At 41.6% G+C, this 18,650-nt stretch carries 14 protein-coding genes; 5 read left to right on the top strand and 9 right to left on the bottom strand.

Translation table 11 applies throughout. The annotated features are described in order from the left end of the window. The first annotated feature begins 353 nt into the window (after positions 1-353). From nrdA to yfaE, 3 genes are all read left to right on the top strand, one after another. Positions 354-2,636, top strand: coding sequence for a class 1a ribonucleoside-diphosphate reductase subunit alpha (nrdA, locus tag RH40_RS19385; protein WP_009603419.1), 2,283 nt, complete (start codon positions 354-356; stop codon positions 2,634-2,636). Positions 2,637-2,709: 73 nt separating this feature from the next. Beyond that, positions 2,710-3,843 carry a class Ia ribonucleoside-diphosphate reductase subunit beta gene (gene nrdB / locus RH40_RS19380; protein WP_009603418.1) on the top strand — a complete coding sequence of 378 codons (1,134 nt, stop codon included), beginning with the start codon at positions 2,710-2,712 and terminating at the stop codon, positions 3,841-3,843. Further along, positions 3,843-4,121: a class I ribonucleotide reductase maintenance protein YfaE gene (gene yfaE / locus RH40_RS19375; RefSeq protein ID WP_009603417.1), complete on the top strand. Its 279-nt coding sequence runs from the start codon at positions 3,843-3,845 to the stop codon at positions 4,119-4,121. Before nrdB ends, yfaE begins: the two co-directional genes overlap by 1 nt. Before the next feature lie 28 nt (positions 4,122-4,149). On the opposite strand, the gene RH40_RS19370 is transcribed toward yfaE, so the two are convergent. After that, positions 4,150-4,404: a hypothetical protein gene (locus RH40_RS19370; protein ID WP_009603416.1), complete on the bottom strand. Its 255-nt coding sequence runs from the start codon at positions 4,402-4,404 to the stop codon at positions 4,150-4,152. Between the two features lie 218 nt (positions 4,405-4,622). Continuing rightward, entirely contained in the window at positions 4,623-5,864 is a 1,242-nt protein-coding gene (locus RH40_RS19365) for a CinA family nicotinamide mononucleotide deamidase-related protein (protein WP_009603415.1), read from the bottom strand. 176 nt (positions 5,865-6,040) lie between these two features. Between RH40_RS19365 and RH40_RS19360 the strand changes: the two genes are divergently transcribed. After that, positions 6,041-6,940, top strand: a complete 900-nt coding sequence (locus RH40_RS19360; RefSeq protein WP_009603414.1) for a DUF3943 domain-containing protein — start codon at positions 6,041-6,043, stop codon at positions 6,938-6,940. Between the two features lie 55 nt (positions 6,941-6,995). Here the strand turns inward: RH40_RS19360 and nspC are convergent, their stop codons facing one another. The 3 genes from nspC to RH40_RS19345 are packed head-to-tail and all read right to left on the bottom strand — an operon-like array spanning position 6,996 to position 12,345. After that, positions 6,996-8,126, bottom strand: coding sequence for a carboxynorspermidine decarboxylase (nspC, locus tag RH40_RS19355; RefSeq protein ID WP_009603413.1), 1,131 nt, complete (start codon positions 8,124-8,126; stop codon positions 6,996-6,998). Between the two features lie 59 nt (positions 8,127-8,185). Continuing rightward, entirely contained in the window at positions 8,186-9,430 is a 1,245-nt protein-coding gene (locus RH40_RS19350; RefSeq protein WP_009603412.1) for a carboxynorspermidine synthase, read from the bottom strand. Positions 9,431-9,435: 5 nt separating this feature from the next. Next, on the bottom strand, positions 9,436-12,345 hold the full coding sequence (locus tag RH40_RS19345) for a pyridoxal phosphate-dependent class III aminotransferase (protein ID WP_009603411.1): 2,910 nt from the start codon (positions 12,343-12,345) through the stop codon (positions 9,436-9,438). Between the two features lie 175 nt (positions 12,346-12,520). Between RH40_RS19345 and RH40_RS20725 the strand changes: the two genes are divergently transcribed. Further along, positions 12,521-12,721, top strand: a complete 201-nt coding sequence (locus RH40_RS20725; RefSeq protein WP_139056917.1) for a hypothetical protein — start codon at positions 12,521-12,523, stop codon at positions 12,719-12,721. A 190-nt stretch (positions 12,722-12,911) separates the two neighbouring features. Here the strand turns inward: RH40_RS20725 and nhaA are convergent, their stop codons facing one another. The 4 genes from nhaA to RH40_RS19325 all read right to left on the bottom strand — a co-directional run bounded on the left by nhaA (position 12,912) and on the right by RH40_RS19325 (position 18,548). After that, positions 12,912-14,096 (bottom strand): Na+/H+ antiporter NhaA, encoded by a 1,185-nt coding sequence (gene nhaA, locus RH40_RS19340; protein WP_009603410.1) that lies wholly within the window; start codon positions 14,094-14,096, stop codon positions 12,912-12,914. 242 nt (positions 14,097-14,338) lie between these two features. Further along, positions 14,339-15,442 (bottom strand): lipocalin-like domain-containing protein, encoded by a 1,104-nt coding sequence (locus RH40_RS19335; RefSeq protein WP_009603409.1) that lies wholly within the window; start codon positions 15,440-15,442, stop codon positions 14,339-14,341. Continuing rightward, on the bottom strand, positions 15,443-17,896 hold the full coding sequence (locus tag RH40_RS19330; RefSeq protein ID WP_009603408.1) for an ABC transporter permease: 2,454 nt from the start codon (positions 17,894-17,896) through the stop codon (positions 15,443-15,445). It lies immediately after the preceding gene. Beyond that, positions 17,877-18,548 (bottom strand): ABC transporter ATP-binding protein, encoded by a 672-nt coding sequence (locus RH40_RS19325; RefSeq protein ID WP_009603407.1) that lies wholly within the window; start codon positions 18,546-18,548, stop codon positions 17,877-17,879. The genes RH40_RS19330 and RH40_RS19325 overlap by 20 nt, the downstream gene beginning before the upstream one ends. Positions 18,549-18,650 lie beyond the last annotated feature (102 nt).

Genomic DNA, 18,650 nt, shown 5'->3' with positions numbered 1-18,650 from the left:
TAAAAGCTGAGACAATTTTCCACAAAGATCAAGGGATTTTTTTTTGTTTGTGTTTAATAATAAACCGATAGTCAAACGGTAATTATCTACAATCCTACAATGCTTTACTTCGTCGGTTAGTAGACACTTACTGTTTTTTTTAATTTTGTTAGTTATCCACAAGTCATCCCAGATCTGTAACTTGAAAACCTACGTATATAGCACTATCTTGTAAGTCGTACACCAGTCGACCCCTATATGTTGTGTTTGACCATTAACATATAGATAGACTTCGATCACAAGGCCAGAACGTATTTTACAAGATTTACACAAAAATACGGCTTTAACGCGTTTTGTTAGGGAAATGAAGCAGAATGAACCAACAACTTACCGTTACTAAACGTGACGGACGTAAAGAAAGTATCGATTTAGAAAAAATTCACCGTGTCATCACATGGGCTGCTGAAGGCTTGGACAACGTATCCGTTTCTCAAGTTGAGCTGCGTGCCCACATCCAGTTTTATGACGGTATTACGACTTCTGATATCCATGAGACAATCATAAAATCAGCTGCAGACCTTATCTCAGAGGAAACACCAGATTATCAATACTTAGCTGCAAGACTAGCTGTATTTCACCTACGCAAAAAAGCCTATGGTCAGTATGAGCCGCCGACTCTGTTTGAACACGTAACCAAACTCGTAGAAAGCGGTAAATACGATAAGCATATCTTAGAAGATTACACTCAAGCTGAACTTGTAGAGTTGGACTCGTTTATCGACCACAAACGTGATCTTGATTTTTCTTACGCTGCAGTTAAACAGCTAGAAGGTAAGTACTTTGTACAAAATAGAGTTTCTGGTCAAATTTTTGAGAGCGCACAGTTTTTATACATTTTAGTTGCTGCTTGCTTATTCGCTAAATATCCCAAACACAATCGCCTCAGCTACATCAAGCGGTTTTATGACGCGACGTCGACCTTTAAGATTTCACTTCCTACTCCAATAATGGCAGGTGTAAGAACTCCGACTCGCCAGTTTAGTTCGTGTGTATTAATCGAATGTGGCGATAGCTTGGATTCTATCAACGCGACTGCAAGTTCGATCGTTAGGTATGTTTCTCAACGAGCAGGCATTGGTATCAATGCAGGACGTATTCGCGCGCTTGGCTCCGAAATTCGCGGCGGTGAAGCGTTCCATACCGGTTGTATTCCTTTTTACAAGTATTTCCAAACGGCGGTTAAGTGCTGTTCTCAAGGCGGAGTCCGCGGTGGTGCAGCCACACTCTTCTACCCTATTTGGCATGGTGAGTCACGTGCTCTCATGGTGCTAAAAAATAACCGAGGTGTCGAGGAAAACAGAGTCCGGCACATGGACTACGGTGTACAATTGAACCGACTGATGTATCAACGACTTGTTGAAGGTGGAAATATCACCTTGTTCTCCCCGTCTGATGTGCCCGGTTTGTATGACGCATTTTTCGAAGATCAAGACAAATTTGAGCGCCTATACGTCCAGTATGAAAATGATGATACTGTCAAAAAAGAAACAGTAAAGGCTATAGAGCTTTTCTCTATCTTAATGCAAGAGCGTGCATCAACCGGACGTATTTATATCCAAAACGTTGATCACTGTAATACTCATAGCCCATTCGACTCGCAAGTAGCACCTGTTAGACAATCAAACTTGTGCCTTGAAATAGCGCTCCCTACCAAGCCATTGTCAAACGTTGAAGATGACTCAGGTGAAATAGCACTTTGTACTTTATCAGCTTTCAATTTAGGTGCGATAAAGTCTCTGGATGACTTTGCTGAACTCTCTGACCTTGTTGTTCGAGCTTTAGATGCCCTACTTGACTACCAAGACTATCCACTTCCTGCGGCTTACAAATCAACGATGAATCGTCGTACTTTAGGCGTTGGTGTGATCAACTATGCGTACTATTTAGCAAAAAATGGCGTTAAGTACTCAGATGGTAGCGCCAATGGATTAACACACAGAACATTCGAAGCAATTCAATATCACCTTTTAAAGGCGTCTGTGAATCTTGCAAAAGAGCAAGGTAAATGCCCTTTGTTCCATGAAACAAACTACGCAAAAGGCCTATTACCTATTGATACTTACAAAAAAGACACGGACTCTATTTGCGATGAACCTCTTCACTACGATTGGGATAGCCTACGAGAAGAAATCGTCGAACATGGACTGCGCAACTCAACGCTCACTGCATTGATGCCATCAGAGACCTCATCGCAAATTTCAAATGCAACCAACGGTATCGAACCGCCTCGAGGGTATGTGTCAATAAAAGCATCTAAAGATGGTATTTTGAAACAAGTTGTACCTGAGTTCTCTGAATATAAAGAAAACTACGAACTTCTATGGGATATTGGCTCTAACGATGGTTATTTGCACTTAGTTGGTATCATGCAAAAATTCGTTGACCAGGCAATATCGGCAAATACCAACTACGACCCAACTCGCTTTGAGAGTGGTAAAGTGCCAATGAAGAAGTTATTACAAGACCTTCTCACAGCATACAAGTATGGTGTGAAGACTCTCTATTACCACAACACGCGTGATGGCGCGAGTGACGACCAAAAAGATGCCGTACAGCCACAAGATGATGATTGTGCTGGTGGTGGTTGTAAGATTTAATACGGTTAACATTTTACACTGAAGTAATGATTTGCCCCTCAACACGAGGGGCCCAAAAAAAGATTGAGGCAATATGGCTTACAGTACTTTCAACCGAACTAAAAATGACCAGCTTAAAGAGCCCATGTTTTTAGGTCAGTCGGTAAATGTCGCTCGATACGATCAACAAAAGTTTGAGATTTTTGAAAAACTCATCGAGAAGCAGCTATCCTTTTTCTGGCGTCCGGAAGAGGTTGACGTTTCAAGCGATCGTATTGATTTCAATAAGCTACCTGAGCATGAAAAACATATTTTCATCTCCAATTTGAAATACCAAACGCTCCTAGACTCGATCCAAGGCCGAAGTCCAAACGTTGCCTTGCTTCCTCTTGTTTCATTACCAGAGGTTGAAACATGGATTGAAACTTGGTCGTTCTCTGAAACAATTCATTCTCGCTCATACACCCACATCATTCGTAACATAGTGAATGATCCAGGACTTGTTTTTGATGATATTGTTGAAAATGAACATATCTTGAAACGTGCTGAAGATATTTCGCATTATTACGATGACTTGATTCAGTTGACGAATGACTATCATCGTTATGGCGAAGGTAAACACGTCATCGGTGGTGAAGAAGTTAACGTTAGTCTTCACAACTTGAAAAAGAAACTGTATCTGTGTCTAATGTCTGTTAATGCATTAGAAGCAATACGCTTTTACGTCAGTTTTGCCTGTTCTTTTGCCTTTGCCGAGCGTGAATTGATGGAAGGCAACGCCAAGATCATTAAACTGATAGCACGAGATGAAGCTCTTCACCTCACTGGCACTCAACACATGATTAATCTACTGCGTAATGGCCAAGATGACTTTTCTTTTATGCAAATCGCTGAAGAGTGCAAACAAGAATGTTTTGACCTTTTTAAAGACGCCGCAGAGCAAGAAAAAGAGTGGGCAGAATATTTATTTAAAGATGGGTCAATGATCGGTCTTAACAAAGATATTTTGAGCCAGTATGTCGAATACATTACCAATATTCGTATGCAAGCCGTCGGTTTAGATGCAGCTTATCCAGAGGCAACAAGTAATCCGATACCATGGATAAATGCTTGGCTTTCATCTGACAACGTTCAAGTTGCACCGCAAGAAGCAGAGATATCGTCCTACCTTGTCGGACAGATAGATAGCGATGTCCGCGTTGACGATTTTAAGGACTTCGAACTTTAATGCCAAAAATTAAAGTTAACGATGTTATTATGTTAGACAGCCTTTCAAGTGATTGTATTTTACAATCACTTGAAAAAGCGGGCCTTGAACCTGAATATCAATGCAGGGACGGACACTGCGGTTCTTGTCGGTGTAAACTTGTCGAGGGTCAGGTTGAGTACACGGGTTTTGCAATGGCTTATCTACAACCTAACGAAATTCTGCCTTGCATATGTCGTGCAACTTCAGATATCAAACTCACCGATGTCAAGTACACATTAAAAGACAAACGTGCATAAAAAATAATAAGGTCAGTGTATTCTGACCCTAATCCACTTCTAAGCGCTGACCCGTGAGTAAACTCTCAGCCGTCAACATAGAAACGAACTTATCCGCAATTTGCTTGCCATCATTGTCGATCAGGGACAGGTGGTAACCGAGGACATTGTCGCCAGTCGGTTCTTGAGGTGCACTCACCCATTGTGAAAATACGTCTTCGTCCTCTCCACTAAACGCTTCACCTAAAAAGATTTTTTGATCGGAAACCTGATACCAAACCAAGATTTTTGATTGATTAAACATGTTACCCTCACGTAATAACACACCTGCTGCTTGTTATTCTATAGCCTCTTTGTTGTTATTCACACCTTAAAATCACACAAAGATCTCGTTTTATTGGAAATCATTGACTTAATAATTATATGAATTTTTCATAAAAAAAAATCAAAGTTAGATTTGCGTAATAACTATTAAAATCAATTATATATAATTGATAATAGTATTATTAAATTGCTGTAACATTAATCAGCGATCATAGTTCGAGGAATAAATATTTCTTTATTACGAGTAAACACACCATATTCAGGAAACATTACCTGACTCGTCAAATAACGCCTGATCATATCTGCTGCAAGAGTCGTAATCAGTGTTGACCTGTCTTCCTGAGCATACTCCCCTTTAAACGTCACGGTTTGTCCCCACTCACCTTCAGGGACAGCAATGACCACCGAAAATGCTATTTCACTCACTTTTCCGGTCACAATTGCGATATCAGTTGAACATTTATCTCTCGTGGCTGCAGCTAATGCCAAAGCGGAGGCCAGAGAGTCAGTCAACTCATCACCAACATTAACTGAATCTCCCAAAATCCATCCATGCCCGCAATAATTTGCTGCTTTGGGGAATGTATGAAGCCATTGCGAAAGCATACCGTATGTCGACTGCTCAGCTGTGGAAATTGAGTAACCTTTATCCTCAATCAAGTGAGCCACTCTCTCTTGCATAGTTTCATCAATACTGACAACATGTTGGTTAATTAAGCTGAGTAAAATGTCGAGGACTTTTAAACGCACTTGTAACTGGTTTTTAGGCCCAAACAGCTTAACCTCAATAAAAGGTAAATAGCACCGGTAGCCGATAGTGTAACCATCAGGTAATTGTACTTTATCCAGCTTTTCAGACAGAGCAGACTCTGACGTGCCAAAGGTGTATAACTTGCTGCATTCGAGCCCAGTCACATCGGGATAGTTTCGCCTTAAATCTGGGATGATCTGTTCCGTAACCATTAACTTAAATTCTTTTGGTACACCAGGCGTGAAATAAAAGATACAGTCATTTAATTGAAGTTTAAAGCCACATGCGGTACCAATAGGGTTATGAATGATCGCCGCTCCTTTGGGTAGCATAGCTTGTTTGCGGTTGCACTCAGGCATTTCTTTGCCTCGCTTTTGGAAGAAAGCTTTCATATGTTCAAACCATTCGTCAAACAAAACCAAAGGCTGCTCAGACGCTCTTCCAGCGGCTTCAGTACTCAAATCATCACTAGTCGGTCCCAAACCACCATTTACAATAACGATATCAGAGTTGAAGCTCAACATCACAAGCTCCTCGGTAAGACTGCCTATCTCATCTCCAACCGTAGAACGTTTACAGATACTGAACCCCTGCTCAAACATTTGCTGGGAAAGCCAAGCAGCATTTGTGTCAACAATATCACCATGAAGGACTTCTTCCCCGGTGCTTAGCAGTGCAATCTTTAGCATACTTTGTCCTTTTAGTGGATAACATCACAAATTTAAGTTATTTAATTGAGTCTTATTTTGGTCGTTTTTTATTAAGTGAATACGGCTCTTATTTAAGGCAATTGCTTATTTCTATTATCATATTCTTGCTACATACTTACTTGAAAATCGGCAGAATAGTATTTTGAGGTACATTTATGATAAGAACTAACCTAGCAGCTCTAATACTATCAGTATCTACATCCGTCAGCGCAACAAATTACAACAATAATGAAAATTTGGAGAGTTACCTCAAAATTACACCACTGCCACCTACGCATACACTACCTGAGATTGCCTCTATAACGAAGGGAGGAGACGACTTTTCCTACGGATTAACTGAAGAAACACTCAATGCCGAAGTGGATACACTGCCCAAACACTTATCAATTTCTAGTGAGAAAGACTGGGATTACCTAAAAGGACAAACTTATACAATTCTCGGACTCAGTGTGGCGACTGTGGGGTTGATGACGCTACTACCTGAATCCATTACGAAGTGGGATGAGGAGGATCGCGACTTGAGCCGCTTGGGGCCCAAGTGGAAGGATAACGTAACAAATGGACCTATATGGGATAGAGATGAGCATTTCTTAAATTACATAATGCATCCTTATTTTGGTGGTGTTTACTACACAGCAGCAAGGCATGCTGGTTTTGACGAATTTGAGTCATTTCTATACTCAGCTACCATGTCAACATTTTTTTGGGAATATGGCGTTGAAGCATTCGCTGAAATACCATCGTGGCAAGATATTTTTGTTACTCCATTTTTTGGTGCTGTTGTGGGAGAAATAATGCTCGAACAGGAGCAGGATATTATTGATTCGGGCGGAGAAGTGTTAGGCTCGGTATTTGTCGGTGATATTACTCTGTTTCTACTTAACCCAGTTGGCCATATACATGGTTGGGTGAGCAATGCCTGGGGTGGAAGCGCAGAGTTTACATACACTGGCAACCCTTGGTTTGGAAATACTAGCGCCAGCCAATTTGCACTCGATTCTGGCGCAAGTCATGATAAAATTTTCTATGGTGCTCAGCTAAGTATAAGCTTCTAATAATTTTGGTACTGTAGAATGAAAAACACAGTACCAAGCATAAACGAATAGGTGATTACACTCGCCATCTTGAAAGCGCATCTTTAAAATCTTGGTAACCAAATTCATTCAGTTTCCGTACTTCTCCGTTAGAACGGCGACAATAAATACTTGGCATTCTCAGACCGTTAAACCAATTCAACTTCACCATGGTATATCCTGCACTATCCTGAATATGTAATCGCTGCCCTATTTCAAGTGGTTTATCAAATCGAGCGATACAAAACTGGTCACCAGCTAAACATGAACAAGAGCCAATTACATACTGATGTTCTCCATCATTACTTGCTTCAAGCACAGATGCTGGCTCGTTATATATAAGAGTGTCCAAGCGATGAGCCTCAGTTGCCGAATCGACAATTGCTGTCCTCATACCATTTTCAACAATATCAACAACAGTCACAACAAGATCTGTGGTTTCGGTGATAATTGCCTCCCCTGGCTCCAAATAGACTTGTACGCCATGTCTTTTGGCAAAATCTCGTAACGACTTGCCCAATGTTTGAATATCATAACCAGGCCAAGTAAAAAAAATGCCGCCACCCAAGCTCACCCACTTAAGTTGATTTAGATACTCACCAAAGTTTTCAGAAATTTGTTCCAGCAATTGCGAAAATGACCCTGCATCCTTATTTTCACAATTCATATGGAACATCGCACCATCAATGCAATTAAAAGATTCAGATAAGAGCTGCTCTTGGTGAACACCAAGCCTCGAAAACTGCCTAGCAGGATCTGCAAGATCTTGAGAAGCATGACTAACGCCTGGGTTAAGTCTCAAGCCTATAGATGTACCTTCTTTTACAAGATGGCGATAAGCCTGAAGTTGGCTTTGTGAATTAAAGATTAACTTATCGCAATACGTGGATACGGCCTCCACGTCTTCTTTACTATATCCAACGCTATAAGCATGAGTTTCCTTTCCAAATGTTTCATAACCTAATTTCACCTCGAAAGGGCCTGAACTTGTCGTACCATCCAAATATGGTTTAATGATGTCAAAGACTCCCCAAGTTGAAAAACACTTTAGCGCAAGTACTAATTTAGCACCCGATATATCCTTGAGATGCTGTGCAATCTTTAAGTTTTCGATCAACTTATTCTCATCGATCATAAAAAAAGGGGTTTTAAATTCACTGTTTTGCATTGTGGTTACTCATGACAAATGAGCCAACATTTTGGCTCATTTAGATATTAAGATAGCTATTATTTCAAAGTGTGGATTTCAGGCTGACCCGGCTCAAGTTCCTGAACATGCCAATCTAGACCGATAGACGGCATCATTTCCAAAAATGGGTCAGGATCCAACTGTTCCATATTAAATACACCGTTGTCAGCCCAATTACCATTGAAGAACTGTAATGCTGCTGTAATAGCTGGAACCCCCGTTGTATAAGAGATAGCTTGGTGCTCAACATCATCATAAGCTACTTCATGATCAGCATTATTATAAATAAACACACTTCTATCTTTACCATCTTTAGAGCCTTGAACCCAAGTTCCAATGCACGTTTTACCAGTGTACCCCGGAGCCAACGAAGTTGGATCTGGCAACAGTGCTTTTAAAACATGCAATGGCTGAACTACTGTTCCATCATGCAACTCGAGAGGCTCTGGGCTTAAAAGGCCAATGTCTTTCATACAATTGAAATAGTTTAGATACTTATCCCCAAAACCCATCCAAAACTCAATACGTTTTGCAGGTATAAACTCCTTCATAGAACGTACTTCATCATGAGCCATTGAGTAAACTTTATGTTTACCAACTAATGGGAAATCGAACTCAAGCATTCGTGAGTGGCAAGGCACTTGCTTCCATGCATTATCTTCCCAATAAAACGAGTCTCCTTGAATTTCAAGCATATTGGTTTCTGGATCAAAGTTAGTAGCAAACTTTTTACCATGGTCACCAGCATTGACATCCATGACATCTATAATATCTATCTCATCAAATAGATGTTTTACAGCATAGGCTGCGAATACAGATACTACCCCTGGATCAAAACCCGCACCTAAAATACCCGTAATACCCGCTTGTTCAAATTTTTCTCTGTATTCCCACTGCCAATCATAAGCTTGTGGGACTTGCTGGCCTTCTGAACATAGATCGACTGCAACAGAAGTATCCAGATAGCTCACCTTGGCCTGATAACATGCTTCCATAATGGTCATATTTACCCATGGAGGTCCAGCATTAATTACTAGATCGGGTTTCACCTGATCGATAAGAGTCAAAAGTGCATCGACATCATCAGCATTGACCGTATAGGCAGCCAAGTTTTTGGTGGTGTCTTTTAAATTACCTTTGGATTTAATTGAATCTATTATCTTCTCACATTTACTCAGTGTTCGAGAGGCAATCGTAATATCACCAAGTACATCATTGTTTTGCGCAGCCTTGTGAGCAATAACCCATCCAACACCACCTGCACCAATCTGTAATATCGCCATAATATCTATTGTCCTCTCTCTGCTAATTCTATTGCCAAACTATCAATATCTTCGAATAGAGTGTGAAAATCTGAAATACCCAAGCAAGGGTTCAGGATTGTTAATTTTAATGCGGATTTACCGTCGAAAACCGTTTCACCTAAAACAGCAGTACCTCGCTTCAAAGCTGCCAATCGTAAGTGCTGATTAAATTTATCTAAGCTAGTGGAAATCTGGCCTTTGTAACGAAATAATATTGTTGATAACAATGGTTGAGCAAGAAGTTCAAACTGATCAAGCTCATCAACAATTTGCGCTACTTGTTGAGTTTGTGCGAGAAGATGATCATACATTTCACCTAACGTCGCTTCTCCGACATTTTGCATCGTCATGAAAACTTTAAGAGCATCAAATCGTTTGGTTGTAGATATCGACTTATCAACAAGATTCGGCAGCGTATCGTGCTCACGGTTCAGGTAATCAGCATGATGAAGTAAACATCTGAAGTCCTGTTTATTTTTCACCAGTAAAGCACCGCAACTGATGGTTTGGTAAAAAAGTTTGTGGAAATCAACACTGAGAGAATCGGCTTTTTCAATCCCCTTTAATATGCTCTTTCTACTGCTTAAAATAAGAGCGCCACCATAAGCCCCATCGACATGAAACCAAGCTTCATGTTGACTTGCTAGGTCAGCCATTGCAGACAGGTTGTCAATAGCACCATGGTCGGTTGTGCCTGCTGTTCCCACAACAGTAAACGGAATAAGCCCCTCATTTTTCAAGCTTTGGAGAGCCTCAGCTAGTGCTGTAATGTTAATGCTTCCATCATTATTTGATGCAACACAATGTACAGCGCGTTCACCCAAGCCAAGTAAAGAAGCTGACTTTTGTATTGTAAAGTGCGACGTTTCGGAGCATACAATGCGCAATTTATCGTAACAGTTCGGTAAGCCAGCTTGTTGAACAGAATGTCCGGCGATTCTCTTAGCGATCCAATCCCTCGCAAGTAACAATCCCATTAGGTTACTTTGAGTGCCACCGCTAGTAAAAATACCATCAGCATGATCACCAAGAGCATACAAACCGCACAGCCAATCCACCACTTTTTGTTCTAAGTACGTCGCTGCAGAAGCCTGATCCCAGGAATCCATCGATTGGTTTAAAGTCGCAATGATAGTCTCAGCAACAATGGATGAGATCATCGGTGGTGTATGCAGGTGTGCAATACAACTTGGATGCTGGACTATGATAGAGTTTCTGGCGATCAAATTTGATGTATCGGTCACAACCGCTTTTAGTGAGTTACCTTGTTTGGGAAACTGCTGACTTTGAATTCTGCGCTCCAGTTCCACAGGATCTAACCCTGAATACGGCGCACCCGTCTCCTCGAATAATGTCTTAATTTGTGACACAGTATGGTTCATCACCTTTACAAACTCGTCACTCCCACCCTGACCAACTTGAATAAAATGTTTCGTCCACTCATTGTTTGATTCTTGTGTTTCAATTAAGGATCCACCGGAAGCTAGAATTGCTTCTTCTATAACTTTCAAAGCAAAATCGATCTGTGCGAAGGAGATAATTAAAGGAGGTAAAAAGCGAATCACAGAGCCGTCTCTCCCTCCTTTCTCCACCATCAGACCTCTTTCCAATGCTGCTCTTTGAACTCTTAATGTGAGTTCCCCATCGGAAACTGGCTCACCGAATTGATTGATTTCACTACCTGGTTTTTTAAGCTCCATACCAAGCATCAGGCCTTTCCCACGAACTTCAGCAATACAATCGACTCGCCTTTTGAGTTCCTCTAAACCATGACGGAAGTATTGGCCTGCGCAATTTGCATGCTCGACAAGCTTATCGCGTTTAATGATCTCGAGTGCTTTTGCCCCTGCAACCATAGCAAGCTGATTGCCTCTAAAGGTTCCTGTATGCTCTCCTGGCTTCCAGGTATCATATTCTTGCTTTATAACCAGTAGTGACATTGGCATACCTCCACCAATGGCTTTCGACAGACAGAGGATATCGGGAATAACACCAGATTCTTCAAACGCGAAGTTGTACCCAGATTTACCAACACCACATTGAATTTCATCAAAAATTAGGAGAATGTCATGTTCGTCACAAAGGCGTCTTAATTCTTTTAACCAAAAAGCGGGAGCTGGAATCACTCCTCCCTCACCTTGGATAGGTTCAACAATAAATGCTGCAGGTTTTAATAGACCAGACTCATCATCGTGGAGGAGTCGCTCTATATAGCGAATACCAGCTTCAGCACCTTTTTCTCCGCCTAAACCAAATGGGCAACGCAGAGCATAAGGAAAAGGCATAAAGTGTACATCAGACATCAAACCAGTACGTCGAGATTTAGTCGATAGATTCCCCATCATCGCCATCGTACCGTTAGTCATGCCATGATAAGCACCACGGAATGCAAACATACCATTCCGACCTGTGGTTTGCTTCGCTAACTTGATAGCAGCCTCGACAGCATCAGCCCCAGAAGGACCGCAAAATTGAATCACGCTATCGTTTGCTAGTGATGGGGGTAAAAAGCTTTTCACCGTTTTAATGAAGTGAGTCTTGGATTCTGTCGCTATATCAAGCGTTTGATAGGGAAGCCCACTATCCAATTGTTTTTTGAGAGCTTGGTTTATTTCTGAATGATTGTAACCAAGAGCTAAAGTTCCGGCTCCGGCCAAGCAATCTAGGTAAATTTGACCCTTCATATCCTCAACCAGAGCACCGTAAGCTTGTTTTATAGCAATGGGAAGTCGTCTCGGATAAGAACGAACTGAAGATTCATGTTGCTCTTGCTCCTTGAGAATAAGATCAGATGATAGATTATATAATTCCGAAGGATTAGGATAATCCATCAAGCTGAGATTGCTCGATAGGTTGTTTTTTATTGTCTCATCAACTTCAAAGGCTGTACCCATGTTATTTCCCTTTGGTATTTACCTCATAAACGGCAATCTGTGAGGTAAAACAATACACTGAACGCTTCAAAAATAAAGCGCGCACAAAGTAGCCATCCTTATGGACGGTTAATATCGTGAGTAATTAGATCAAGGTTCGGCGATGCGACAGCACTGAACTACAGGTGGATGTGAAGTGGCTAAGCTGATGATGTTAGTTGTGTTGTGTAATTTCAATGTTGGGTTTCCTATTTATATGCTAGTAACAGCATCAGTATCCCGTCTATCAACACAAAAGTATGTTGATACCTACCCTACGCATTGTACACTCAGCCTGAATGAGCAATGCGCGTATCCCCCAGAAAATACTACCCTCCGAGATTACCGCGAAAGCTAACACAAACCCGTTTAGTCTGGCAATAAATTTCACCAACCTGATTTAAACTATGGTCACGCAATCAAAGTTTGGATTGAATCAAGAAAATAGCATCAAGACGATTACCGCAAGTTTAACATTGGTTGAAGCCATACCCAGAAAAAAGAAAGGCGCTCAAATCGAGCGCCTTAATAGGAAAAAGTGGTCTTGTTTAGTGTTGAGACTTGACCTCAGCTGAACTCTCAACACTATTTAGCTTCTTTGGTAAAGATGCGCTCAATAATATGTACCCTAAGATAGCCGCCGTCGTCGAGCCCATTAATATCCCAAGTCTGGCATAGGTATCAAACTCTGCATTCCCACTACCAAACGCCAGTGAAGAGATGAAAATTGACATCGTAAAGCCGATACCACAGAGTACCGACACTGCGAAAATATGTATAAAATTGACACCTTCTGGTAATTTAGCAACTCCCGACTTCACAGCCAACCAGCTAAACGAAAAGATACCGAGCGGCTTACCAATTAGCAATCCCATTGCAATTCCGAGTGGTAACATAGATGTTAGTCCCTCAAACGAGACACCTTGCAAAGAAATGCCCGCGTTAGCGAATGCAAATACAGGAAGAATTAAGAACGCCACATAAGGATGCAGTGCATGTTCCATGTGCTTGAGTGGTGACTTGCCACCCTTTTTCCCCTGGAGTGGTATTGCAAAACCGATAACCACGCCAGCTAATGTCGCATGAACTCCTGATTTCAATACTGCTACCCAAAGAATGGCTCCTACAACGACATAGGGTGTAAGCCGAGTCACTTGTTTAGCATTTAATAAGAACAAGGCTGCCGTCATAGCGAACCCTACTGCGAGCGCAGTCGTGGATAATTCTCCCGTGTAAAAAAGTGCGATGATGACGACGACACCGAGATCATCAATAATAGCCAGTGCGAGGAGAAACACTTTGAGACTTACAGGTACTCTTTTACCGAGCAATGCCATGATACCTAGTGCAAAGGCAATGTCTGTTGCTGCCGGTATTGCCCAGCCTTTAATCGCTTGTGGGTCTTGGTAGTTAAACAACAAATAGACAACCGCAGGCAGTAACATCCCCCCTACAGCGGCAATGGCGGGAAAAACCGCAGTTTCTTTCGACTTAAGTGCTCCCTCGAGCAACTCTCTTTTTACCTCTAGTCCGATAAGAAGAAAGAAAATGGCCATGAGGCCGTCATTAATCCAGTGTGATACAGACAAACCTAAAATGTAAGCATTCTGGAAACCTTGATACGCATCGTACAGGGTAGTGTTTGCGATTAACATGGCTACTGCCGCTGCGACCACAAGGAGGATACCGCTAGCAGATTCCATTTTTAAAAAATCGCGAATCATATCTCTCATGATATTTTGCCCTTATTGTTATGATGTATAGAAGCGATTAACAATGAATACGTTTGAGTTTATACAGTTAGCCACATCTAGAAAAATCGATTGTTTTGAGTTTTAATTTCGGTTTTTCCGAATCACAATACTCATAAACATCAAATTTTCCCTTTATTATTATAGGCAAATTCAAATAGTTTCCACATTAAATGAGCAACCTGCTGCTCATAAATGTAAAGAACATCCATTATTGCTAATTTTTACTCAAAACCTGTTAGCTGCATAAAACCCGAAGCGGTATGAGTTCCTGTCGCATATATAGCGCCTTCCCAATAAGGAAGAGTAAACGGCAGCCAAAGCTTCGTGTTGAGCACCTGTGTTTTGAGTTCAATATCGTATTTAGGTAATGACAAGGACCAAGCCAAGGGCAAACCGCCATTGGAAGTATCTTCGAGAGAGCTAAGCTTTATGTCTTTAGCATTGAGGACGATAGAGGTACCATCTTTTCTCACCAGTTGACCAGTTAGAAATTCACTCTGTCCTTTAGGGTGGTAGCGTTCTATAAAAAGGTTGCTACCGTTATCTAAATTGAAAGCAAGATTTAAACCTTGTTGGTTACGTTCAGGAACCACCTGGTTACCCCACTCTTTGCTCATCCAACCTGAGCCAGAAAAGGGAATATTTGTCCCTTGCCCCAGTTGCATCTCGCCCTCAACGTCTAGAAAAGGTGCGGTAATACGTTTGGAAGCCATCGGAAGAAGGTCATGCTTTTTGACATAGCCTCCCTCACCTGAAATTATTATCGGCCCAGATTTCACCGTACTCAGTCTAATCGAAAAATCGTCGGTAGCAACCGAAAGCACTCCAGGTAGAGGGGCATGACCTGTTGAATTCCATTGCCAATTATCTACCCACAATCTGAATGGATTGTTTAGTATACCAGCTTGCCCAATACCACCACGAGCTATCCGTTGTTGTTTCCACACCTTATTGTTATCTGAAATAACGATATAGGCTATGTACAATTCAGAATTGGACCAACCATGTGCCACCGATTCAGCTTGCCCAATCCGATAAAAACTCCATTGAATTCCAAATTTTTTGCCTGAGTGATCGACTACATTGGCGAAAAAGTGCCAAATGCCATGCTTAAATTCCCTTTGTGCTTGGTAAGCACTGGGCAGAGTCACTTTGTCGTTGGGCAGAACAGGCTCAAAAACATCGCTGTGTGTGTAATCGGTAATTGTATTTTCATGCTCTCGTTCAATGACGTGATAGCCGTAATTTGGTGAGAAGAAATATAAGGTACCCAACACTAGCAAAGTTAACAAAACGCACGCCAAAGTGACTTTACTTCTAAACATTTAAACGGCATCTCTCAATGATTTAATCGGGGCGAGCTTGACCACTCTGACAACGGCCAAGGATCCAGCGAAAATCAAAGCAATAAGAATCAGAACAACGGAAACTAAATAATCCTGTGGAATAAAGTTTAATACCATAGTCCATCCAAAATAATTCTTAATGATGATTTCAACCACTAGGTTGGCTAAAACAAGACCCAGAGGTATAGCGATCAGAATTGATATTATTCCAAATACGAGTAGTTGTAACCCCGCAAAAACCAAAATTTCTCTTCCAGAAATACCGAGACAGCGCAGTAAAGCAATATTTTGTTGGCGCGATGTTTCCCCAGCCATAGTCGCAAATGAAATTCCCAAGACAGCAATCACCAAGGTAATGTTACCCAATGTATCTGCAATTGAAAATGTTCGATCAAACGTCTTTAAAGCATGAGCATAAATGTGACTATTATCGAATAGTCGTTCAGAGCTCAATTTGAACTTGCGCGATAGTCGGCCGGAAAAATCATCAATGTCTTTTTTATCATCCAGTCTGACACCAAGAACGACGGAACCGCCACCAGAATAACCTTGAAGCCAATTTCTCTGTGATAGGAGAATTTGGTTAAATGGATTACCGTAGTCATAGTAAACACCTACAACTCTCCATCCGGCACCCAAATTTCCTGATAAATCAAGCTGGTCGCCTGGTCGAATGTTGAGCTTGAGTGCCATTGATTCACTGATCATCACACTCTTTGAGTGGTGAAGATGATACCAATAATTGGGAACGCCTAACTTAACAGTCATAGAATCCAGTTCAGAATCTGAGTCTCCGGTACTGACAACCTGGATAATGCCTTTAGAAGTTTGTACCTCTTTTTCCCAACGCCACCAAACAGCATTGACTTCAGGCTGTGCTTTAAGCCAAACACTCATTCTTGATGCGACGTTATTATGAGGATAAACATACACATCCGCAGCAAGTCTCTGATTTAGCCATTTATCGGTAGTATCTCGAAAACTACTTATCATAGTCTCTATGCCGATATTGGCAGCCATAGCAAGCATGAAAGCCATCGTCGCTACACCACGATAACTCATACTGGCTGCAGCATCGGCAAAAAACCAACGCACTTTTACCCAAGGCAAGATATAAGAGAAAGTATCAAATACCTTCCAGATAATAAACGGTGTCATTAAAGCCGTACTGAGGAACATAAAAGTAATTATCGCGTAGCCCGAGCCCTCCGTGTGTGGCGCTTGGTATACAGCTATCGCTGCAACTGCTAACCCACAAGCGACAAGTGCCTGCAAAGAAAATTCTTTTCCCGTAAAGCGAATCAATGCTAATCGAGTGGTCAATCGAATCGGTTGAGTTCGAATCAAGCGTACTAATGGCCAGGTACAAGCAATAGCTGCCCCTAACACACAAAGAACCAAGCTATCAAAACTGGCTTTCCAATCCCAACTAACATGCAAACCAACATTTGCTCCATAAAGATCAGCTAAACTTGACGAAACCTTAGGGATCAACTGGTTCGCTAAAAATAAACCAAATAGATTTCCACACAACCAACAAACAAATATCAACACAAAGAGCTCAAGAGAAAGAGCACGTGTCAATTGCCAGCCCGATACCCCTGTTTGCCGCAGCATTCCTACAAGGCGCTGGCGTTGATTTAAAGAAAGGGACATTGCCTGATAAAAAATGAACAAGCCGACTAAAAACGCAAGCATTCCCATGGCATTGAGGTTAACATGAAATGCTCTGGTTAGAGTCTCGAACTCGACTGCTGAGCTACGAACTAGTTCAACACCACTCGGAAGATTTGCTTTTAAATTCGCAAGCTTACTGCTTGGCATATCACTGCATGCAATTAATGAAATCGTAGCGCTACGCTCAAGTCCACGTAGGACCGACATATCCGCGACAAGTCGAGTTCCGTGCAGTAGGCCTTTAGAATCCACTTTAATGGGTCCGATACGCTGACCATCGCTGAGTTTTATCGTATCGCCGTTTTTCCACTTAAAGTGACCGGCTAAATCTTCACTGACTAAAACAGGGTAAGGGGGTTGCATCAGTATGAAGTAGTCCAACTCCTCGACTGGTGTCCCTTTAACTAATTGCACTAGAGCACTAGGGTCAAGGCCAATAAGAGTTAAACTTTTTCCCGATGGTGTTTGAATAGGCAAGCTATCAAAAGGAGCGCATTGGTTAAAACCTGCTCTACGCAGCTCGATATAGAAGCCTTGAGGAATCTTATTGATAGTCTGTTTAGGACGAATACGATAGGGAAGAGGATTAGAAAAAAGTTTTTCACCATTTTGGTAACTCTTGTAAGCATGATGATTAATTGCGAGAACACCCACCAACAAAGAAACACCCAAGGTCAACCCAAGCCATACCAATAGGACTTGAAAAGGATAGCGTCTGTAATGGCCGATCAGTGCTTTAACTACGGGCCATAACATGCAGTTGCCCTCCTTGGAGGCGTACTTTACCTTCCATATGGGTTGCTACTTGTTCACTATGCGTAACGAGTAATAATGTGCAGTCAAGTTGTCGAGTTAAGCGAGTTAATAATCGCATGACCGCCTCGGCATTCTTTTCATCAAGACTACCGGTCGGCTCATCCGCGAGCAATATTTTAGGTTCCATATACAAAGCTCGGGCAATCGCTGCTCTTTGTTGTTGGCCACCAGAAACTTCTTCAGGATAACGACCTAAAAGTGGCATAAGATCCAAAGCCGATACAACCTGACGCCATAACTCTCGATCTTCAGATTGCCCTTTTAGCTGGCGACAAAAGCGAATATTGTCCGCAATATTGAGTGTTGGTAGAAGGTTAAATTGCTGAAAAATTAAGCCTATATTTTCACGGCGATATGCTGTTCTTTTAAAATCAGTGACCTGATGCATAGAAAAATTGGGAAACAACACCTCTCCCGAATCTACCACATCAAGGCCTGCAATAAGGTTGAGCAAAGTACTTTTGCCTGAACCACTCTCTCCCATCAAAGCGACTTGTTCGCCTTGTTTTAGAAATAACTCAGCACCTTGTAAAACAGGATGAAATTCTCCCCCGTCTGTATATCCTTTACACAGGTCTGTTAGTCGCAGCATGCAATTACTCGTTAGCCAATATTAAGACACATGAATGTACACCAATTCGATATTCCAAGGAAGTTATTTGACTACGAGATCACAAAAATTCGTATAAAAAAA

Source organism: Vibrio caribbeanicus ATCC BAA-2122 (assembly GCF_000165125.1).
Taxonomy (GTDB): Bacteria; Pseudomonadota; Gammaproteobacteria; order Enterobacterales; family Vibrionaceae; genus Vibrio; species Vibrio caribbeanicus.
The sequence above is the reverse complement of the archived record's forward strand: the minus strand, read 5'-3'. Positions and strand labels throughout refer to the sequence as shown.